Annotated in this window: 16 protein-coding genes; 7 read left to right on the top strand and 9 right to left on the bottom strand. The window is 52.5% G+C overall.

Translation table 11 applies throughout. The features are described from left to right. Positions 1–11: 11 nt before the first annotated feature. Both ACQ6WK_RS01505 and dapA read right to left on the bottom strand, forming a co-directional pair. A complete protein-coding gene (locus ACQ6WK_RS01505; protein WP_432798975.1) occupies positions 12–1,349 on the bottom strand; it encodes an SBBP repeat-containing protein in 1,338 nt (445 codons plus the stop codon). Between the two features lie 252 nt (positions 1,350–1,601). Further along, positions 1,602–2,471: a 4-hydroxy-tetrahydrodipicolinate synthase gene (gene dapA, locus ACQ6WK_RS01500; RefSeq protein WP_432798974.1), complete on the bottom strand. Its 870-nt coding sequence runs from the start codon at positions 2,469–2,471 to the stop codon at positions 1,602–1,604. A gap of 540 nt (positions 2,472–3,011) precedes the next feature. Here dapA and rpsU point away from each other — a divergent pair. From rpsU to ACQ6WK_RS01475, 5 genes are all read left to right on the top strand, one after another. After that, positions 3,012–3,239 (top strand): 30S ribosomal protein S21, encoded by a 228-nt coding sequence (gene rpsU / locus ACQ6WK_RS01495; RefSeq protein WP_432798973.1) that lies wholly within the window; start codon positions 3,012–3,014, stop codon positions 3,237–3,239. A gap of 300 nt (positions 3,240–3,539) precedes the next feature. Beyond that, positions 3,540–6,056 (top strand): sodium-translocating pyrophosphatase, encoded by a 2,517-nt coding sequence (locus tag ACQ6WK_RS01490; protein WP_432800362.1) that lies wholly within the window; start codon positions 3,540–3,542, stop codon positions 6,054–6,056. A 99-nt stretch (positions 6,057–6,155) separates the two neighbouring features. Continuing rightward, positions 6,156–6,545, top strand: coding sequence for a ribosome silencing factor (gene rsfS, locus ACQ6WK_RS01485; protein ID WP_432798972.1), 390 nt, complete (start codon positions 6,156–6,158; stop codon positions 6,543–6,545). Between the two features lie 127 nt (positions 6,546–6,672). Continuing rightward, entirely contained in the window at positions 6,673–7,116 is a 444-nt protein-coding gene (locus ACQ6WK_RS01480) for a helix-turn-helix domain-containing protein (RefSeq protein WP_432798971.1), read from the top strand. Positions 7,117–7,271: 155 nt separating this feature from the next. Then, complete coding sequence (locus tag ACQ6WK_RS01475) at positions 7,272–8,138, top strand: DMT family transporter (protein WP_432798970.1); 867 nt, start codon at positions 7,272–7,274, stop codon at positions 8,136–8,138. 2 nt (positions 8,139–8,140) lie between these two features. Here ACQ6WK_RS01475 and tilS read toward each other — a convergent pair whose 3' ends face one another. Next, positions 8,141–9,238, bottom strand: a complete 1,098-nt coding sequence (tilS, locus tag ACQ6WK_RS01470; RefSeq protein WP_432798969.1) for a tRNA lysidine(34) synthetase TilS — start codon at positions 9,236–9,238, stop codon at positions 8,141–8,143. 94 nt (positions 9,239–9,332) lie between these two features. Here tilS and larC point away from each other — a divergent pair, with 94 nt between their 5' ends. After that, positions 9,333–9,848, top strand: coding sequence for a nickel insertion protein (gene larC, locus ACQ6WK_RS01465; RefSeq protein WP_432798968.1), 516 nt, complete (start codon positions 9,333–9,335; stop codon positions 9,846–9,848). Then, positions 9,845–10,432: a hypothetical protein gene (locus ACQ6WK_RS01460; RefSeq protein WP_432798967.1), complete on the top strand. Its 588-nt coding sequence runs from the start codon at positions 9,845–9,847 to the stop codon at positions 10,430–10,432. Before larC ends, ACQ6WK_RS01460 begins: the two co-directional genes overlap by 4 nt. Positions 10,433–10,537: 105 nt before the next feature. Here ACQ6WK_RS01460 and cydB read toward each other — a convergent pair whose 3' ends face one another. The 6 genes from cydB to mnmA form a co-directional block, all read right to left on the bottom strand. Continuing rightward, positions 10,538–11,557: a cytochrome d ubiquinol oxidase subunit II gene (cydB, locus tag ACQ6WK_RS01455; RefSeq protein WP_432798966.1), complete on the bottom strand. Its 1,020-nt coding sequence runs from the start codon at positions 11,555–11,557 to the stop codon at positions 10,538–10,540. Between the two features lie 68 nt (positions 11,558–11,625). Further along, positions 11,626–13,311 (bottom strand): cytochrome ubiquinol oxidase subunit I, encoded by a 1,686-nt coding sequence (locus ACQ6WK_RS01450; RefSeq protein ID WP_432798965.1) that lies wholly within the window; start codon positions 13,309–13,311, stop codon positions 11,626–11,628. 243 nt (positions 13,312–13,554) lie between these two features. Continuing rightward, the gene (gene murB, locus ACQ6WK_RS01445; protein WP_432798964.1) at positions 13,555–14,502 is read right to left on the bottom strand and encodes a UDP-N-acetylmuramate dehydrogenase; all 948 of its coding nucleotides are present in this window, start codon (positions 14,500–14,502) and stop codon (positions 13,555–13,557) included. 68 nt (positions 14,503–14,570) lie between these two features. After that, on the bottom strand, positions 14,571–15,950 hold the full coding sequence (locus tag ACQ6WK_RS01440) for an arylsulfatase (protein ID WP_432798963.1): 1,380 nt from the start codon (positions 15,948–15,950) through the stop codon (positions 14,571–14,573). A gap of 34 nt (positions 15,951–15,984) precedes the next feature. Then, a complete protein-coding gene (locus ACQ6WK_RS01435) occupies positions 15,985–16,215 on the bottom strand; it encodes a hypothetical protein (RefSeq protein WP_432798962.1) in 231 nt (76 codons plus the stop codon). Positions 16,216–16,220: 5 nt separating this feature from the next. Continuing rightward, positions 16,221–17,381 carry a tRNA 2-thiouridine(34) synthase MnmA gene (gene mnmA / locus ACQ6WK_RS01430; protein ID WP_432798961.1) on the bottom strand — a complete coding sequence of 387 codons (1,161 nt, stop codon included), beginning with the start codon at positions 17,379–17,381 and terminating at the stop codon, positions 16,221–16,223. Positions 17,382–17,470 lie beyond the last annotated feature (89 nt).

Here is a 17,470-nt window from a genome sequence, read left to right as displayed (position 1 = left end):
CTAATCAACGATTAGACTTTACGTCTTCGGCATGCCAACATCACTCCGCCAAACATCACAACCCCAACACTTGGCTCCGGGATCGCCGCTCCGCTATACTTCCGCAGATAACCATCTTCACCACCTAAATGCGACCCACCGAACGTATCAACTGTCCCCTCGGTCCGACCGGTCACATACACATTCCCCAAATCATCCAGCGAAATCCCATCACCACCCTCATCTGCGATCGTACCATATTGATCCGACCAAAGCTGCGTGCCGTCCGCTGCTAACTCCATCAAAAACGCATCGATACCTCCCAGATGCGCCCCGCCCAATGCGCCGCCAGTCCGCCCATGAATAAAAACATGGCCGTCCGCGTCCACCGCGATCGCGCCACCAACATCATCGCCACTTGTGCCAAACTGCTTGGTCCAGGCAACCCCGCCAGTGGTTCCATCAATCTTCGAAGCAAACATATCTGTCCCACCCGCATTAGTCCCTTCCACACTGCCTGTCGTATGACCTGTGATATAAACATCACCATGACGTACCGTAATCGCCACCCCATCTTCATTACCCAACCCACCAATCTGCCGCGTCCACATCTCCGTCCCCGTCGAGCTGTACTTCCGCACAAACGCATCTTCCCCCACACTGCCGCCAACGCCCAGATGTGTCGACGTCTGCCCCACCACATAAATGTTACCCACATGATCGATCGCAACCCCATTGCCCGTGTCTAACGATGTACCACCAAACTGTCGCGTCCAGAGCGCCGACCCCGTCGAACTGTACTTCCGAATCAGCACATCCCGTGACCCCGCATTTGTCCCGATAATATTGCCGAGCGTTGATCCCACTGCCACTACATTCCCGCCCAAACCTTGCGCCACATCCAAATATAAATCTGACGCACTACTGCCCAACTGATCCGACCATAACAACACACCAGTACTACTATAGTTTGCAATCACTGCATCACCTGATCCAACTTGCGTGCCGTACAGCGATCCGTGTGAACCACCCACCACAATCGCACCACCGACTGGTTCAGCCACCACCCCCGGATTGAATTCAAATCCACTCGTCCCAAACTGCCGTGTGTGCGAGATACCACCGGACGCATCAAACCGCCGAACAAACCCATCCCACGATCCTGCATTCGGATGTCCCAACGTGCCCTTTGTATTCCCCCCCACATAAATCCGATTGTCTGAGCCAACACTCACATCACGTGAAGTATCATCCGTCGATGTACCAAACTGCTTGGTCCATTGATGTGTGAGTGCTGCGAAACTGTGGCTGGCAAATAAGGTACCGGCAGTAAGAACCAAACCGGCAATACGGCAGGCGCGCATGGACATGATCGATCTCCTCATTGATCTGGATGCAAGATGGCGAACAGTAAACCTACGACATGAACATTAATGTCATGTGCATTGTAAGGATCAAGCTTCGATTGTTTAGGCGGAAATGGCCCCTAGTGGTCATAATGATCAAGCCGAGCACTTAATTCAACAGCCTTTTGGTGCAACAAAAAACCCGCAACATGAACGCTGCGGGCTTCTAAATATTGATCCGTTGAATACACCTTAAAAAACACATCCCTAGGCGGCTTATTTAATCCCATGCTCTCGCAACAAATCCTCTAACTGCGCCTTCGGCTTCAGCGGCATTTCACACAGTGGTAACCGAAGCTCCCCTGTGTCCTTACCACAAATCGCCATCGCTGTCTTGATCGTAATCGGATTCGTCGCCAGCGTCAGACACGCTTTACACAACGGAAAAATATCGTTGTGATGCTTTAATGCCTCTGAAAAATTCCCCGCTAGCGCCGATGACGTCAGCGCTTTGATCTTGTCCGGAATCAAATTCGATAGCACCGAGATCACTCCTGCTCCGCCGATCGACATCAGCGGCAACGTCAATGAGTCATCACCAGAAATCACCGTCAAATCCGTCAGCTGTTTGATCTCAGAAGTCATGTCACACGAGCCCGTCGCTTCTTTGATCGCCACGATGTTCGGATGCTTACCGAGTCGCGCGACGGTTGCCGCTTCCATCGTGATATTTGTTCGCCCAGGAATGTTGTATAGCACAATCGGGATATCCACGGTATCCGCAATATGCACGAAGTGCCGGTACAACCCCTCTTGGTTCGGCTTGTTGTAATATGGATTCACCATCAGCGCCGCATCCGCACCGACTTCCTTCGCATGCTTCGTTAAGTTTAGTGCTTCAGTGGTTGAGTTAGATCCTGTTCCCGCAATCACCTTTACCCGGCCAGCCGCTTGCTCCACTACCGCTTTAATCACATCACGATGTTCTTCATGTGATAGCGTCGGACATTCGCCTGTCGTACCGACAGGAACAAGCCCATCAATGCCATGATCAATCTGAAAATCGACATTGGCTCGAAGGCGATCGAAGTCGACCTGCCCGTTTTGGAATGGTGTAATCATGGCTGTATAAGCGCCCTGCAGCATCGGAATGCTCCTTGCCCGTTTGCGGGGATGAGGTATGGATGATGATAGATCGGCGAAGTGAGGACTTGCCCGCGCATATTTGTCCGGCAGAGGCCACACCACTGGTCCCAATTGCCTTTCGGCTCGTGCATTGTAAGCCCACATCACTCCGTGAGGCAAAACCGCATTCGATGTCGCCCATCAACAAAGATGTTTACTCACAAAATCGCCTCTCCTTTCGTTATCCACATGGCTCAGTGCAAAATTGTAAATAATTGAGAAATTGTTGGTTTGGAACCACACAGGCCGATAGCATTTTCTTAGAATCAGGGCCGTGGAAATTGGCGACCGAGGTTGTGTGGGTCAAAGCGCTGTGGGGACATGTAGGCGCACAAAAACGTAACCAGGGGCAAGTGGTTTGTTTTCATGAACTTATGATCGCTTGTGATGTAAAAGTTTATGTGATAAACCGGGTAGCTGAGCTTGCGGGTTTGCAATGCGCGGCGGTGTCTGTAAAAATAGTCGGCTCGTTAAACCAGCAAAACAAAGGGAAAAAACGACATGGCGATCCGTATCAAAGCACGCAGTGGCGAAACAGCAGAACAGATGTTGCGCCGGTTCAAGAAGCTTTGCGAAAAAGAAGGCTTGACCAAGGACATCAAGAAGCGTGCTTACTTCGAGAAGCCCAGCGAACGCAAACAGCGCGCCATGCGCAAAAGCCAGAAGCGCACCGTGCCGGGTGCCGGAAGCCGTGGCAACACCAGCAACAAGCCGAGTGGCCGTCGCTAGACCTTCGCTGCGATGGGCGGGGACCTAGCTATAGAGCATCGAGCCCCCTTCTTCGCCGCGCATCCCGCGCAAGAGGGGTGCGTGAAAGATTCATAAATAAATATAGTCAGACCTGTGTTGTCGCTAAGGCGATCGTACAGGTCTGTTATTACATTTGGTCCATGTGGCCCGCGACATGGTTACGCGCCGAGGCGGCACGGAATCACTCGGGTCCCCTTACAGGAGACGCATCAAATGCGTGTTAGATTCCCTGGGTTTATGTTGTTCACAGCTCTCATGGCTGTGATGGCGACACCTGCGATGGCGCAGGGCGAAGCAGCTGCCGCTACTTTGCCATCTCTATACTGGCTCGCGCCCATCGGTGCCGTAACTGCGTTGATCATGGCCTTCTTCTTCTACACCGGCTTCATGAAGCAAGACGAAGGCGATGAAAACATGGTTCGGATCGCGCAAGCTGTCCGCGACGGCGCTTATGCCTATCTCCGTCGTCAGGCCAAGGTCGTCTACGCCGTGGTTGCTCTCCTCGTCATCATCCTCGTCGGCATGGGTCTCGTCGGGCTACAGTCCGAGCTTACCTGGGCCGGCGTCGCCATCGCGTCGCTCTTCTCCGGCCTCTGCGGCTACCTCGGCATGAAGACCGCCACCAATGCGTCTGCTCGTACTGCAAACGCTGCCAAGAACAGTCTCAACGACGGCCTCAAAGTCGCCTTTCGCGCCGGTGCCGTCATGGGTCTCTGTGTCACAGGCTTCGCCCTGCTTGACATCTCCATCTGGTTCCTCGTGCTGACCAATCTCTTCGGCATGGAAACCGCCACGCTCACCGAAATCACCACCATCACCCTCAGCTTCGCCATGGGTGCTTCTCTGCAAGCCCTCTTTGCCCGCGTTGGCGGCGGTATCTACACCAAAGCTGCGGACGTCGGTGCGGACCTGGTCGGCAAAGTTGAAGCCGGCATCCCCGAAGACGACGCACGTAACCCCGCCACCATCGCTGACAATGTTGGCGACAACGTCGGTGACGTCGCAGGCATGGGCGCTGACCTCTACGAGTCCTACTACGGCTCCATCCTCGCTGCCATGGCACTCGCTGCAGCGGCCGCATACAGCCTCAGCCTCGACGCTTCCTCTGCGATCAAACTCGTCATCGCACCTGCCGTCCTTGCCGGCCTCGGCATCCTCACCTCGATCTTCTCGATCTTCATGGTCCGCGCCAAAGACAACGCCAGCTTCAGCCAACTCCTCAAGTCGCTCCACGGCGGCGTCTGGCTTAGCTCCGGACTTATCATCGTCGGCGCCTTCTTCCTGCTCAAAACACTCATTGGCGGCGAAGCATTCAGCGACGTCGGCATCAGCTCACTCGGCATCTTCGGCTCCATCGTCTCCGGCCTTATCGCCGGCCTCGTCATCGCTTGGGGTACCGAATATTACACCTCCTACGAACACGCCCCGACTCAGCGCATCTCCAAGCAAGCTGAAACCGGTGCGGCAACCGTCATCATCGCTGGTATTGCTGAAGGCATGATCTCGACTTGGATTCCGCTGCTCACCGTCGTCGTCGCCATCATGTGCGCCTTCATCTTTGCAGGCGGCAACGAACACTTCCTCCTCGGCGTCTTCGGCATCGGCATCGCCGCGGTCGGCATGCTCTCAACACTCGGCATTACACTCGCCACCGACGCCTATGGCCCCATCGCCGACAACGCCGGCGGCAACGCGGAGATGACCCACCAACCACCGCATGTCCGCGAACGCACCGACATGCTCGATTCACTCGGCAACACCACCGCCGCCACCGGCAAAGGTTTCGCCATCGGTTCCGCTGCACTCACCGCGATGGCGTTGCTCGCAGCCTACGTCACCACCGTCCAAACCAACCTCGACAATCAGATCGTTGAAGGCGTCGCAACACAACAAGAGATCGTCGCCTATGCAGGTAACGGTGGCACGTTCACTATCAAAGATGGAACAAACGAAGCAGGCGAAGATACCTTCGTCGGCGGCATCCTTGTCAGCGGTAACAACAAAGAAATCGTAAACGCAATCGAAGCCGCTGATGGCAAAATCGAACTCACTGACATGTCCGGCAATATCGCTGGCAAAAGCTTCGAAGTCGTCAAGGTAAGAGAAGCATCACTTCCCGAACTGCTTAATTTCTACAACGTCACCCTCATGAACCCACGCGTCCTCTGCGGACTCTTCATCGGCGTCATGATGGTGATGGTTTTCTGTGCGATGACCATGAACGCCGTCGGCCGCGCTGCCTATGCAATGATGCGTGAGTGCCGCCGTCAGTTCGGCATTATGAAAGCACAATTTAAGAAGGACGGTATGAGCGACGACGATATCGCCGACCCGATGAAGTGGCCCTTCGAAGTCAAAGCCGATGGCCATCAGTATCCTGACTACGCAAGTTGTGTAAACATCTCCACCGGCGGCGCACTCAAGGAAATGGTCATCCCATCCTTGATGGCAGTTCTCGTCCCGATTATCGTCGGCCTCGTCCTCGGTGTCCCCGGCACCATGGGCCTGCTTGCCGGCACACTTGTTTGCGGCTTCGGCATCGCCATCTTCATGGCCAACGCAGGTGGCGCATGGGACAACGCCAAGAAGTACATCGAAACTGGCGAATGTGGCGGTAAGGGTTCCGACAATCACAAAGCCACCGTCGTCGGCGACACTGTGGGCGACCCTTTCAAAGACACCTCCGGCCCATCACTCAATATTCTCATCAAATTGGTGAGTATTGTTAGCGTCGTATTTGCCGGTCTTGTCGTGAAGTTCTCTCCGGTCATCGCGGCATGGCTGCACCTCGGGTAAAGCAACAGAAGCATTAAAACACAATTCACGCTAGAATAACAAGCCCACGGATGCGAGCATCCTGGGCTTTTTCAATGGTACAAGAAAGTTAACAACGCAATGACCGACAAAGAAATGAATAAAACCAGTGATCCTTCAACAGAAAACGAAGCACATGCATTTGTACTAGAAGCAGCACGCATGCTCAAAGATTCGCACTGTGAAGAAGTGATCGCCATGGATGTGCGCGGTGCTAGCCAAATTTGCGATTATGTTTTAATCGCCACCGGCACTAGTGATCGGCAGATGCGCTCTGTAGGAGATGATCTGGAAGAACTCGCAGAAAACTTTGATCTTTCACGCATCGGACATGAAAAAGACCCTTCCGTGACCTGGCTTGTACTTGACTTGGGACAAGTTATGATCCATCTCTTCGAGCCTACCACACGTGCCCACTATGATCTTGAGATGATGTGGGGAGATGTTCCTAGAATTGACTGGCGTCGATAAGCACATGATATTATGTTAATCATAGACATACTGGTTTTAATCGCGTGCTCCGGGCAAGCGCACTTGATTCATCATTAAAAAGAAGACATCTTTGCCTGTTCTTTGAGGCAAGAAGAAAGGACCTTGAATGCCGAATATTCAGCAAGTTTTGAAAGATGAAATTGCACGTGTTGCCCGCAAAGAAATTAAATCCCAAATGGGTGGGACACAAAAGCAGGTTGCAACACAAAAAAAAGAAATCTCTGCATTAAAAAAACAAGTTGCTGAACTGCAGCGTAAAATCGCCTTGCTCGCCAAGCAGGAAAAACGTATCCGTGAGGCCACAGTCACCGCAGCATCCGACAGCGATGTTGCCGTCAAATCCATCAGCTCCAAGCGTATTGCATCACAGCGTAAAAAACTTGGCCTCTCCGCCGCAGACTTCGCACTCCTTGTCGGCGCATCCATGCAATCTGTTTATTTCTGGGAACAAGGCCGTACCAAACCGCGCACCGCACAACTTGTTAAACTTCACGACGTCATGCAGATCGGTGTCCGTGAAGCCAATCGCCGTCTCGAGGAAATGGGTTAAGTTTTTCTAACAGTTTTAAATCACAAAACAATATTCAAGCTCGTTCCAGTAGCGAGCTTGTTTTATTAATTGCATTCATACATCATTCATCCTCATACCTACAAAACGCCGACATTCAACATCACCGCCGCCATTTTTTACAGAAAGGCATCTCCATGAGCAGCTTCACCAAAGGCGTGCTCACCATGATCTGCTCCAGCATCATCTTCGCCATCATGGCGGGACTCATCCGCTACGCCGACAACATTGATGCCACCAAAACAACACTCTTCCGCTTCGCCATCGGCATGGCTATCCTCGCCACACTTGCCATCACCAAAACCATCGACCTCCAATGCGTTCGCTCGCCCCTGCTCATCCTCCGCGGCATCATCGGCGGCATCACCATCTTCCTCTTCTATCTCGCCATCAACAAAGTCGGCATCGCCAAAGGCACCATCCTCATCTACTCCGCACCTATCTTCGCCGCCGTCATCGCCAACATCTTCCTTAAAGAAAAAATGCCCCGCCTCGCATGGTTCATGATCATCCTCGCATTCCTCGGCATGACTATGGTCATCGGTGAAGGCCGCGGCAACATATGGCAAGGCATTGGTATTTTTGACGCACTCGCCATCCTCGGCGCACTCTGCTCCGCCGTCGCCACCACCATCATCCGCGTCCTCCGCCGATCTGACACCAGCTTCGCCATCTTCCTCGCTCAATGTACCTTCGGCTTCTGGATCGTCCTCATCCCCGCGACCATCAACCCCATCGACCTCGGCTTCATCAGCGGCGTCCTCCTCCTCGCCATCGGACTCACCGCAGCAGCAGGCCAAATACTCATGACCTACGCCTACAAACACGTCACCGTCGCACAAGGTGGCATCCTCGGCATGCTCGTCCCCGTCTTCTCCTCACTCATCGGCTTGCTCATCTTCCAAGAACAAATCGCATGGACAGGCTGGCTCGGCATCGCCATCATCATCGTTTCCGCAACAACACTGCTCAAACTCCGCGAAGCCGTCCCCGTCATCACCTAACTTCATTTCGTATCACGCACCAACTCAAGATGATCTCGACTCAGCACCAACACCACACCACTACCCACATCAAACACGCGCTCATGACCGTGCCGATCTTTGATCGCTTTCAATAGCGGCTCCAGCACTCGCCGCCCCACCCTATCCGGATTTCGCCCCGCCACCTGCACAATCTCTTTTAAAAACGGCAACAGTACCACCGGCTCCGTCGCCCGCAACAGCGCCCGATTCAACCGCACCCTTGCAGCTCCATCTTCAATCTCAGCTGGCCCTTCCGGCAAAACCTGGCGCATCAGCAACACTACCTGTTTCTTCACAAGTTCATCCAACGCGCGCATGTGATCCGCCAATCCCACCGCTTTCTCTGGCGCATCCGTTTGAATTTCTCGCAACACGGGCAACACTTCATGCCGCAACCTTGCGCGCATCCGCGTCACGTCTGCATTCGTATGATCCTCCCGCCAACTCTGACCTATCTGCCGCAAAAAATCTTCCGCTGCCGCCCGTGTCACTTCCAACATTGGGCGGATCAATCTCACCTCAGTACCATCCAACTCACGCTCCGCCACAATCCCGCGTAAACCTGCCGCCGCACTCCCCCGTAGCATTCGCATCAATAGTGTCTCAAGCTGATCGTCCGCATGGTGCGCCGTCGCAATCAAACCACAACCGTGCTTCTCTGCCATCCCAATCAGCGCCGCATACCGTCCATCTCGCGCCGCCTGCTCCACATTTGCCGCACCCGACAAATCCAAATCCGCTCGGTCATACACCAATCCAAGCCCCTTTGCCATCCCCTGCACAAACCGCGCATCTTCCTCCGCCGCCTCATCTCGCAAGTGATGCTGCACATGTCCCACCACAATCTCATGCTTAAACGATCGACGTGACCGCAAAAAATTCACCGCCCGTAGCAACGCCACCGAATCGCAACCACCCGAGACCCCGACCAGCAACCGCGCCTCATGCGCACCATACTCATGCCGCAGCGCCCGCGCCACGCATTTCACCAAGCTATGCCGCGCCGCCACCATTGCCATTTGATCACCCTCCGCAGCTTCCGAAGAAGATGATTCATTTTGTGGATTGCCTGAATTCATGATCACATGCCGACAAGGATTGGTTAAACTGTGCACATGTGCCGTTCATTTCTGCCGGCCGCACATCACAAGTATACGTCCCCGGAGCCACTTTGTGTCTGAAGACCACGCGCATCACGACATCGACAACACCCCCCGCAACGTGGTCGAACTCGTCATCAATATCGACGACACCACCCCCGAACTGCTCGCTTCCCTTCAGGACAAACTCATGACACAGGGCGCACTCGACGTCTGGACCACTCCCATCAACATGAAAGCCGGCCGCCCTGCTGTCATGCTCAGCGTACTCGCCGCCCCCGAAGATCAAGATCAACTCGCCGAAACCATTCTCCGCGAATCTGGTGCCTTCGGCCTCCGACACCGCGCCTGGGACCGCACCACCTTGGAACGATCCTTTACCCAGCTCGACTCTCCCCTCGGACCCTTCACCGCAAAAGTCGGTCACCTTCACGGCAAACCCATCGCCGCCAAACCCGAATGGCGCGACATCTACCAACTCGCCCAGCAGCACAACCTCCCCCTCACAGCGGTCCAAAACGAACTCGCTGCCATCGTCCATCAACACCTCAAACAACTACAAGATCGCGCGGAGGGACGAACATCATGACCCTCCTCCTTGCCAACACACTCTTCGAGAACAGCCTCCTCGCTATTGCGATTCTCCTCATCATCGCCGCCATGCTCATGGGCATCCGCAAACGCAAGAAACGTCGCGCCTCTGGCAACAATGGTCTTACCGCTCACGAACACCTCGAACGACTCAAAGAAAAACAAGCCGTCCGCGGCGACATGGAAACACTCATGGTCGAACTTGAAGCGCTCGGCAAACAACTCACCTCACAACTCGACGCCAAAACCATCATGCTCGAAAAACTCGTCGACGAAGCCGAACTCCGCATCGCTCAACTTCAACAACTCCAATCCTCTACCCCCCACACACAACCCACGCAGAATGACAACACACCGCCATCATCTCAATCTGAAAAATTGCAAAATCGCCCTAAAAAACAAAATCTTTCAGCCACTCCCACCGACCTACCCACGCTCTACAACACTCAAGAGATAAAAGAAACCGATCACGAAACCATCTACAAACTTGCAGACGATGGACAGACCTCGCAGCAAATCTCCGCCGCCACCGGCGAACACATCGGCAAAATCGAACTCATCCTTGCCCTCCGTCGAGCTTAATCCTGCACCATACCAACCAACATATTCTTCTCTTTATCATCAAGCCCGCTCGTTCCGCGGATGGAGCTCTAAAAGCGCTTCAACTACCACATCACTAGATGCCAATCAATACGAATGCTCATCCAGCACAACCTTCCCTCGAAACGTCCAATACACAATCGCCGTGTATAACAGCACAATCGGCATGCCAATCAGTGCAATAATCGTCATCACAATCAGCGTATTATCCGCCGAAGCTGCGTTATAAATATTAAGCGAATGCTTCGCTTCGTTTACCGAGCTAGTCACCAAATTCGGATACAGCGCGATTGAAAATAAAAACACAAAAGCCGCAATCGTGCAGCACGAACTCACAAACGCATACAACGGACGATTATGATGAATCGCCCTCGGTATATTCGCAATAGCTAGTACGTTTAATCCCACCACAATCCATGCCCACGGATAGTTCTGAAAATTCTCGATCGCCCGCGGCACCGCTACTAAAGTATAAACCGTCACAATGATGTACATTGCTAAAAAGAAGCCAAACCCTCGCCACATCATTTTATGTGCATGCTTTTGCAAATCCCCTTCAGTCTTCAAATACAAATAAATTGCGCCGTGCATGGTGAATAACGACACCGCCAATACACCCACTGTCAAAGAATACGGGTTGAGCAAATGAACGAGCGTTCCACTAAATTCATACCGCTCATCCAGCGGGATTCCGATCATGGAATTGCCCACCGCCACACCAAACAAGAATGTCGCCAGCAGTGACGCACCAAAGAAACAAAAATCCCAAAAACCACGCCAGAACGAATGATTTTGCTTCGACCGAAACTCAATGGCCACTGCACGAAAGATCAATCCAAATAGTAATAACATAAACGGCACATAAAACGCGGAGAAGATCGTCGCATACGACTCTGGAAACGCGGCGAACAGCGCCCCACCAAACACCACCAACCAAACCTCATTCCCATCCCACAACGGCCCGATCGAATTCAAATGAATCCGCCGCTGCGTATCATCTCGCACCGTCAGATGCAAAATCCCTACGCCCAGATCAAAGCCATCCAAAATAGCATATCCCGTCATTAATACACCAACGAGAATGAACCATAACAGGTTTAAATCCATGATGATTGTCCTGGCAAAACCAATATAAAATTCAATCGTCCGGTCTAATATACGATTAGACACATAACTTACGTGTTGGGACTTGGCGGCGGAGGCGGGTCATCCAAATCACCATTATCATGCGTGTGCGGTGGTGGTGGATCAGATGGCGGAGACTTCGACGGATCACTTTCACCCGCATTGTCATGCTCTTCAGCAAGTGACGCCTTATGACCATGCGCATGCTCGCCAGCTGTCCGCAAAAATCCTTCCGGCGCCGATGTCGATTCTCCCGTCAATACCGGCCCTTTCTGAATCTTGCTATTCAACACAAACACCCATACAAAAAACAGCAAAATATAAATCGCCCCAAACATGATGATCGAAAACACCACCTGCCCCGCCGTCACAATCTTCGAATGGCCATCCGAAGTTCGCATCCCCATCGGCATGACTTTACCCGGTTGCCCTGATTCGGTTGGATATTCAACTTTTTGATACTGAATGTAGCCATCTGCATTCCGTACAAACTCTCCCTGTTCATCAACAACCACCGGCGGCACCACAATCCACGGCTGCCGCCCCACTTCCGCGGTCACCCATCCTAGTTCATTCGCAGCAACCGCACCCAACACCGAAATCACGAACAAAAACATCATCCACTTCTTCTTAAACAACGACCCCCTCCACCAGAACCAAAACGCTAACAACATCAATCCCAACAAACCAAATCCAATCCCCACCATCGTATGAAACGCAACAAACGGTATAAACACTGGCGGGCGATCTTCCGGTGCGATCTGATCCAACCCCGGCACAGGCTTCGTCGGCGGTAAATCTCGATAGACCAAAATCGAAAGTGCATCCGGCAACACCACCGACATCTTCACCGTCTCCGTCTTCGAATCAGGAACGCCAAACAAATGAATTCCCGTCGGCCCCTCACTCGTATGATAAATCCCTTCCATCGCGGCCAACTTCGCAGGCTGATGGAACGCAACCATCCGCGCATTCGAATCCCCTGTCACCACTGCCGCGATCACACCCACAAATGAATATACCAACGCCACTTTAAAACACTTCGTCGCCACCTCCAGGTGCTTGTTCCGCATGATGTACCACGCGCAGATCGAAAGCACAAAAAAACCACCCATAATGATGCAACCCGACCACACATGTGTCAGCCGATTTACTGAGGAAATATTAAACACCACTCCCCAAAAACTCGTCATCTCCGCCCGCATCACCGGCTCACCATCAATAAACCACGGCTGACCCTCCACCATCATCTGCGTGATGTGAGATCCACCCGGCGTTTGCATCCACGAATTCGCGATCACAATCCATATCGACGAGAACACAGAACCCAGAAACACCATCCATGTTGAGAAGTAATAAAACTTCTTCCCCACACGATCTCGTCCAAATACAAGCACCGCCAGGAAGCCCGATTCGAGAAAGAACGCAAATATCCCTTCCGCCGCCAAAGCCGAACCAAACACATCACCCACAAACCGCGAATAATTTGCCCAATTCGTGCCGAACTCAAACTCCATCACAATCCCCGTCGCCACACCTACCGCAAACGTCACCGCAAAGACTTTAATCCAGAAGATGTTCGCACTCTTCCACAACGTATTTTTGGTCGTTAAATAATACGTTTCATAAATCACGATGAGCCCGCCAAGACCAATCGTGAGTGGTGGAAACAGATAATGAAACATGATCGTCAGTGCAAATTGCAAGCGAGACAATAAGACGACATCCCATTCCATGCGCTAACTCCGAATCCTCGCAGCCGCCATCATCCATGACGCCGCATCAATAGAACATTCACACCATGCACCTCGGTAATCACACGTAAGCGCATCCGTATAAACACAAACGCAACACATAGAACAACACAAAGAAATGGACCCACCCACACAACTCAATACATCGGCATACCCCCATCCCCTGCCCAAATAATTTCACCATCCCCGCATGTAACAAAACAGGCAAACACATCATCATGGCGATCAGCGAGGAGCCGGCCACACCACCACTTCCCGCACCAATTCAATCCCAAATCGTTCATGCACAACTTCCTGTGCATGACACATCACAGCGAACACCTCATCCGCCACCTTCGGATCATCATCCTTCTTATCCGCGGTAATAAAATTCGCATGCACCTCCGACACCTGCGCCCGCCCAATCCGGTAACCCTTCAACCCAGCCTCATCAATCAATTGTCCCGCTCCCTTTGCTTCGCCTTCCGAGGAAGAGGATGGATTCTTAAACGCACAGCCAGCTGAGTTCGCGCCCATCGGCTGCGAATTCTTCTTATACAAAAAAATCTCTTTCACCCTTTGCATTAGCGCCGTCGCATCGCCACCCGCCAATTCAAACCCTACCTCCAAAATCAACGGCTCAACCACATTTGTATGACGATATGAAAAACATAACTCATCCCGATCAATTACCCGCACCTCACCCCGCACATCCATCACGCGCACCCACTTCACACTTGAACCAATCTCACCAAATGCGCCCCCTGCATTCATCCGCACCGCGCCTCCAACACTCGCCGGTATCCCCGCCAAAACTTCCAAACCGGCCTGTCCCGCCTTCGCCGTCTCACGCACCAACTTCATCAAGTCACAACCACCACGTGCCACAACCTCATCAACCTTGATCTCATACTCCTGCCAATACTCATCATCCAGCAGCACCACCACACCATCCACTCCCTTTGATAGCACCAACAAATTCGCACCCGACCCTAGTACATACATCGGCACGCCCCGCTCATGTGCCCCCTGCACCACCATCTCTAACTGCACCTCATCTTTCGGATGCGCCAATGCCGCGCACTTTCCCCCCACGGCATACCACGTCCTCGCTCCCAAGTCAGTATCCCATTCAACATCGCAACCAATCCCTGGCAGCCAATCCCTTAACTCTTTTTCATACGTCCATGTCATACCCAGATTGTACGATGAACTCGAATTGTTTGACAAAACAGCCGCACATTTTCATCTGAAAAACAAGACTATTTCGGCTTCCGCCAGCCCTTCTCCAACATCTCCCGTGGCCAGAGCACGCTCTCACTTCGCACTTCATCCATATAATGGCCGAGCCGCTCTGCAAGCGGCGAATCCTGATCGCTGATATCTCGCGCCTCCCCAAGATCATTCTCCAAATCATACAGCCGTACATCATCATGCAATCCAAAACGCACTGCCTTCACATTCTCATCCACAAACAACACGCCCTGCCGTCCACCGGCACCTTTCCCCATATTGATGAATTCCCAATACAAGTAATCGTGCTTCGTCTGCGTCCCTTTTTTTCCAATCAAAGTCGGCAACATCGAAATCCCATCCGAACCCTTCGGTACGTCAGCACCCACCAACTCACACAACGTCGGCATCAAATCCTGAAAGCCAGAAACATGATCCGTCACACCCACTTTCACACGACCAGGCCACCACGCAATCATCGGAACCCGAACCCCACCTTCAAACACATCACGCTTTATCCCACGCAAGCCCCCACTGCTCTTAAAAAATTTCGTCATCGCATTCGGCCCTCTACCGAATTCAGACTGCGGCCCATTATCACTCGCAAAAATCACAAGCGTATTTTCCGCCATCCCGCGCGCAACAAGCAGATCCAGCAACCGCCCAATATCACGATCCATCCGCGTGATCATTGCCGCATACTTCTTATGCTTATCAGGCCAATCCTTCTTTTCATAAGGCTTCACATCCGGCGGGTTATACGGCCCATGCGGTATCGTATACGCCAAATACATAAAAAACGGCTTCCCATGATCCTCCCTCAAATACTTAAGCGCCTCATCCGTGAAAACATCATGGCTATATGTTCCCTCCGCTAATGCAAGCACACCCCCATCCTTCCGCAACTGTTCAGGATAATAATCATGGGCCGACTTATGTGTGTCATAACCCACAAACATATCAAACCCTTGGTTGAGCGGATAACCTGACATGCCCATTGGCCCCATTCCCCACTTCCCAAAACATGCCGTCTGATATCCCGCCTCTTTTAATTTCTCTGCGATCGTCACATCTTCATCACGCAGGTTCTCGCGCTCTTGCAGCCTTCCCGCATTCCCTTTGATATGCCCCACCGCCTGACTCATCCCCGTCATCAAACATGCTCGCGATGGCCCACAAACAGGACCACCCGCATAATGCTGCGTAAACAACAAACCTTCATCCACCATCCGATCTAAACTCGGCGTCAAAATTTCTTTCTGCCCCAGACGGCCAATATCACCATACCCCAAATCGTCCGCCAGAATATAAATCACATTCGGCCGCTCCGCCGCGTCAACCTCACCCATACCATTAAACAAACAAGCTGCCGTACAACCTAATACAAATCGCTTTGAATTCCGACCCATCGACCATACTCCCTTCAGCAATCAAACACAAAATTTACTTCATCAAAAGCACCACCCCTATAATCGCCAGTATTAAACCAATCACAAACAACTTATCACTCGCAATCATCGCATCGGCCTGACCATCCGCGCCGATCATCCCTTCGCCCGGCAGATGATCCTTCTTCTTCCCCCTCCCAATCCTCGCAGAAAACACAAACATCACCCCACCAATAAACATCATCACCACCCCAACAACAATCATGATCAATCCGATCGCACGCATCTCAATTACTCCGCTTCGCCCATTGCCTTCATGATCCATCCCCCGCCTAACACCACATCTCCAGCAAAGCACACCACCGCCTGCCCCGGCGTCACCGCTTCCTGCGGCTCATCAAACTTCACTTCCAACTTATCCCCCATTACACGGCACTTCGCCCCCTTCGGCAAACTGTTGTACCGAATCTTAGCCTCACAGGTTATCCAATCATTCGGCACTTCATCTGTAAGCCAGTTAATCTGGTCAGCCTCACACCCACCCGACAGTAGTGCATCCTTCTTACCCACCGTCACTACATTCGTTTCCGGATCGCGGCCCGTCACATAGATCGGATAACCCAGCGCTACGCCCGTCCCTCTTCTTTGACCGATTGTGAAGTGCTGATGCCCCTGATGTTTCCCTACAACCTTCCCCTCTTCATCCACTATATCCCCTTCGGCAAACTGCTCCGGCGACCGCATTTTCACCAGCCGTGCATAATCATTGTCCGGCACAAAACAGATCTCCTGCGAATCTGGCTTATCAAACACCGGCAAGTCATAGTCATCCGCAATCTGCCGCACCACGTCCTTCTCCATGTCACCAATCGGCAACATCATCTCATCCAGCCGATCCCGCGGCGAACCAAACAGCACATATGATTGATCCTTCTTATGATCCTTCCCCCGCAAGAGCTGCGCTCGACCATTCCCATCACGGCCAATCCGTGCATAATGCCCCGACGCGATAAAGTCCGCATCGATCGACTTCGCATAGTCGTGCAGCTTCCCAAACTTCAACCAATCATTACATCGCACACATGGGTTCGGCGTCCGCCCCGCGTTATACTCATCCACGAAATAATCAATCACCCGCCCGAAATCCTTCTTGAAATTCATCACATAGAACGGCACCCCCAAAATCGCCGCCACATGCCGAGCATCAGACGCATCATTCAATGAGCAACACCCCTGATGCCCAATTTTAATCTTCTTGGGGTCGCAAGACGCGTCGTACAGGTTATCATACCCATGAGCCGCCTCCACGGAATCATCCGATCCCAGGCGCATAAAACAGCCGACCACTTCGTACCCTTCTGACTTCAGAAGTGCCGCGGTCACAGAGCTGTCCACGCCGCCTGACATGGCGACAAGCACTTTTTTGCCTGTTCCGATGAGGTTCTTTCCCATTTTTGGGTAATCCTTAAGGAATTTTAGCCGATACGCCATGGCGAAGGCGAATATATTACCATCAAGCCGCCGGACGCGCGTGCAACATG

The organism is Poriferisphaera sp. WC338, from assembly GCF_050931845.1.
Classification (GTDB): Bacteria; Planctomycetota; Phycisphaerae; order Phycisphaerales; family Phycisphaeraceae; genus Poriferisphaera.
The sequence above is the reverse complement of the archived record's forward strand: the minus strand, read 5'-3'. Positions and strand labels throughout refer to the sequence as shown.

What these genes read in the sequence shown, in the direction of transcription:
- ACQ6WK_RS01440 (WP_432798963.1), bottom strand. Translation starts at nt 15,950, where the DNA reads ATGGGTCGGAATTCAAAGCGATTTGTATTAGGTTGTACGGCAGCTTGT.
- cydB (WP_432798966.1), bottom strand. Translation starts at nt 11,557, where the DNA reads ATGGATTTAAACCTGTTATGGTTCATTCTCGTTGGTGTATTAATGACG.
- rpsU (WP_432798973.1), top strand. Translation starts at nt 3,012, where the DNA reads ATGGCGATCCGTATCAAAGCACGCAGTGGCGAAACAGCAGAACAGATG.
- rsfS (WP_432798972.1), top strand. Translation starts at nt 6,156, where the DNA reads ATGACCGACAAAGAAATGAATAAAACCAGTGATCCTTCAACAGAAAAC.
- tilS (WP_432798969.1), bottom strand. Translation starts at nt 9,238, where the DNA reads ATGAATTCAGGCAATCCACAAAATGAATCATCTTCTTCGGAAGCTGCG.
- ACQ6WK_RS01480 (WP_432798971.1), top strand. Translation starts at nt 6,673, where the DNA reads ATGCCGAATATTCAGCAAGTTTTGAAAGATGAAATTGCACGTGTTGCC.
- ACQ6WK_RS01450 (WP_432798965.1), bottom strand. Translation starts at nt 13,311, where the DNA reads ATGGAATGGGATGTCGTCTTATTGTCTCGCTTGCAATTTGCACTGACG.
- mnmA (WP_432798961.1), bottom strand. Translation starts at nt 17,381, where the DNA reads ATGGGAAAGAACCTCATCGGAACAGGCAAAAAAGTGCTTGTCGCCATG.
- ACQ6WK_RS01435 (WP_432798962.1), bottom strand. Translation starts at nt 16,215, where the DNA reads ATGCGTGCGATCGGATTGATCATGATTGTTGTTGGGGTGGTGATGATG.
- ACQ6WK_RS01475 (WP_432798970.1), top strand. Translation starts at nt 7,272, where the DNA reads ATGAGCAGCTTCACCAAAGGCGTGCTCACCATGATCTGCTCCAGCATC.
- murB (WP_432798964.1), bottom strand. Translation starts at nt 14,502, where the DNA reads ATGACATGGACGTATGAAAAAGAGTTAAGGGATTGGCTGCCAGGGATT.
- ACQ6WK_RS01490 (WP_432800362.1), top strand. Translation starts at nt 3,540, where the DNA reads ATGGCGCAGGGCGAAGCAGCTGCCGCTACTTTGCCATCTCTATACTGG.
- ACQ6WK_RS01505 (WP_432798975.1), bottom strand. Translation starts at nt 1,349, where the DNA reads ATGTCCATGCGCGCCTGCCGTATTGCCGGTTTGGTTCTTACTGCCGGT.
- dapA (WP_432798974.1), bottom strand. Translation starts at nt 2,471, where the DNA reads ATGCTGCAGGGCGCTTATACAGCCATGATTACACCATTCCAAAACGGG.
- ACQ6WK_RS01460 (WP_432798967.1), top strand. Translation starts at nt 9,845, where the DNA reads ATGACCCTCCTCCTTGCCAACACACTCTTCGAGAACAGCCTCCTCGCT.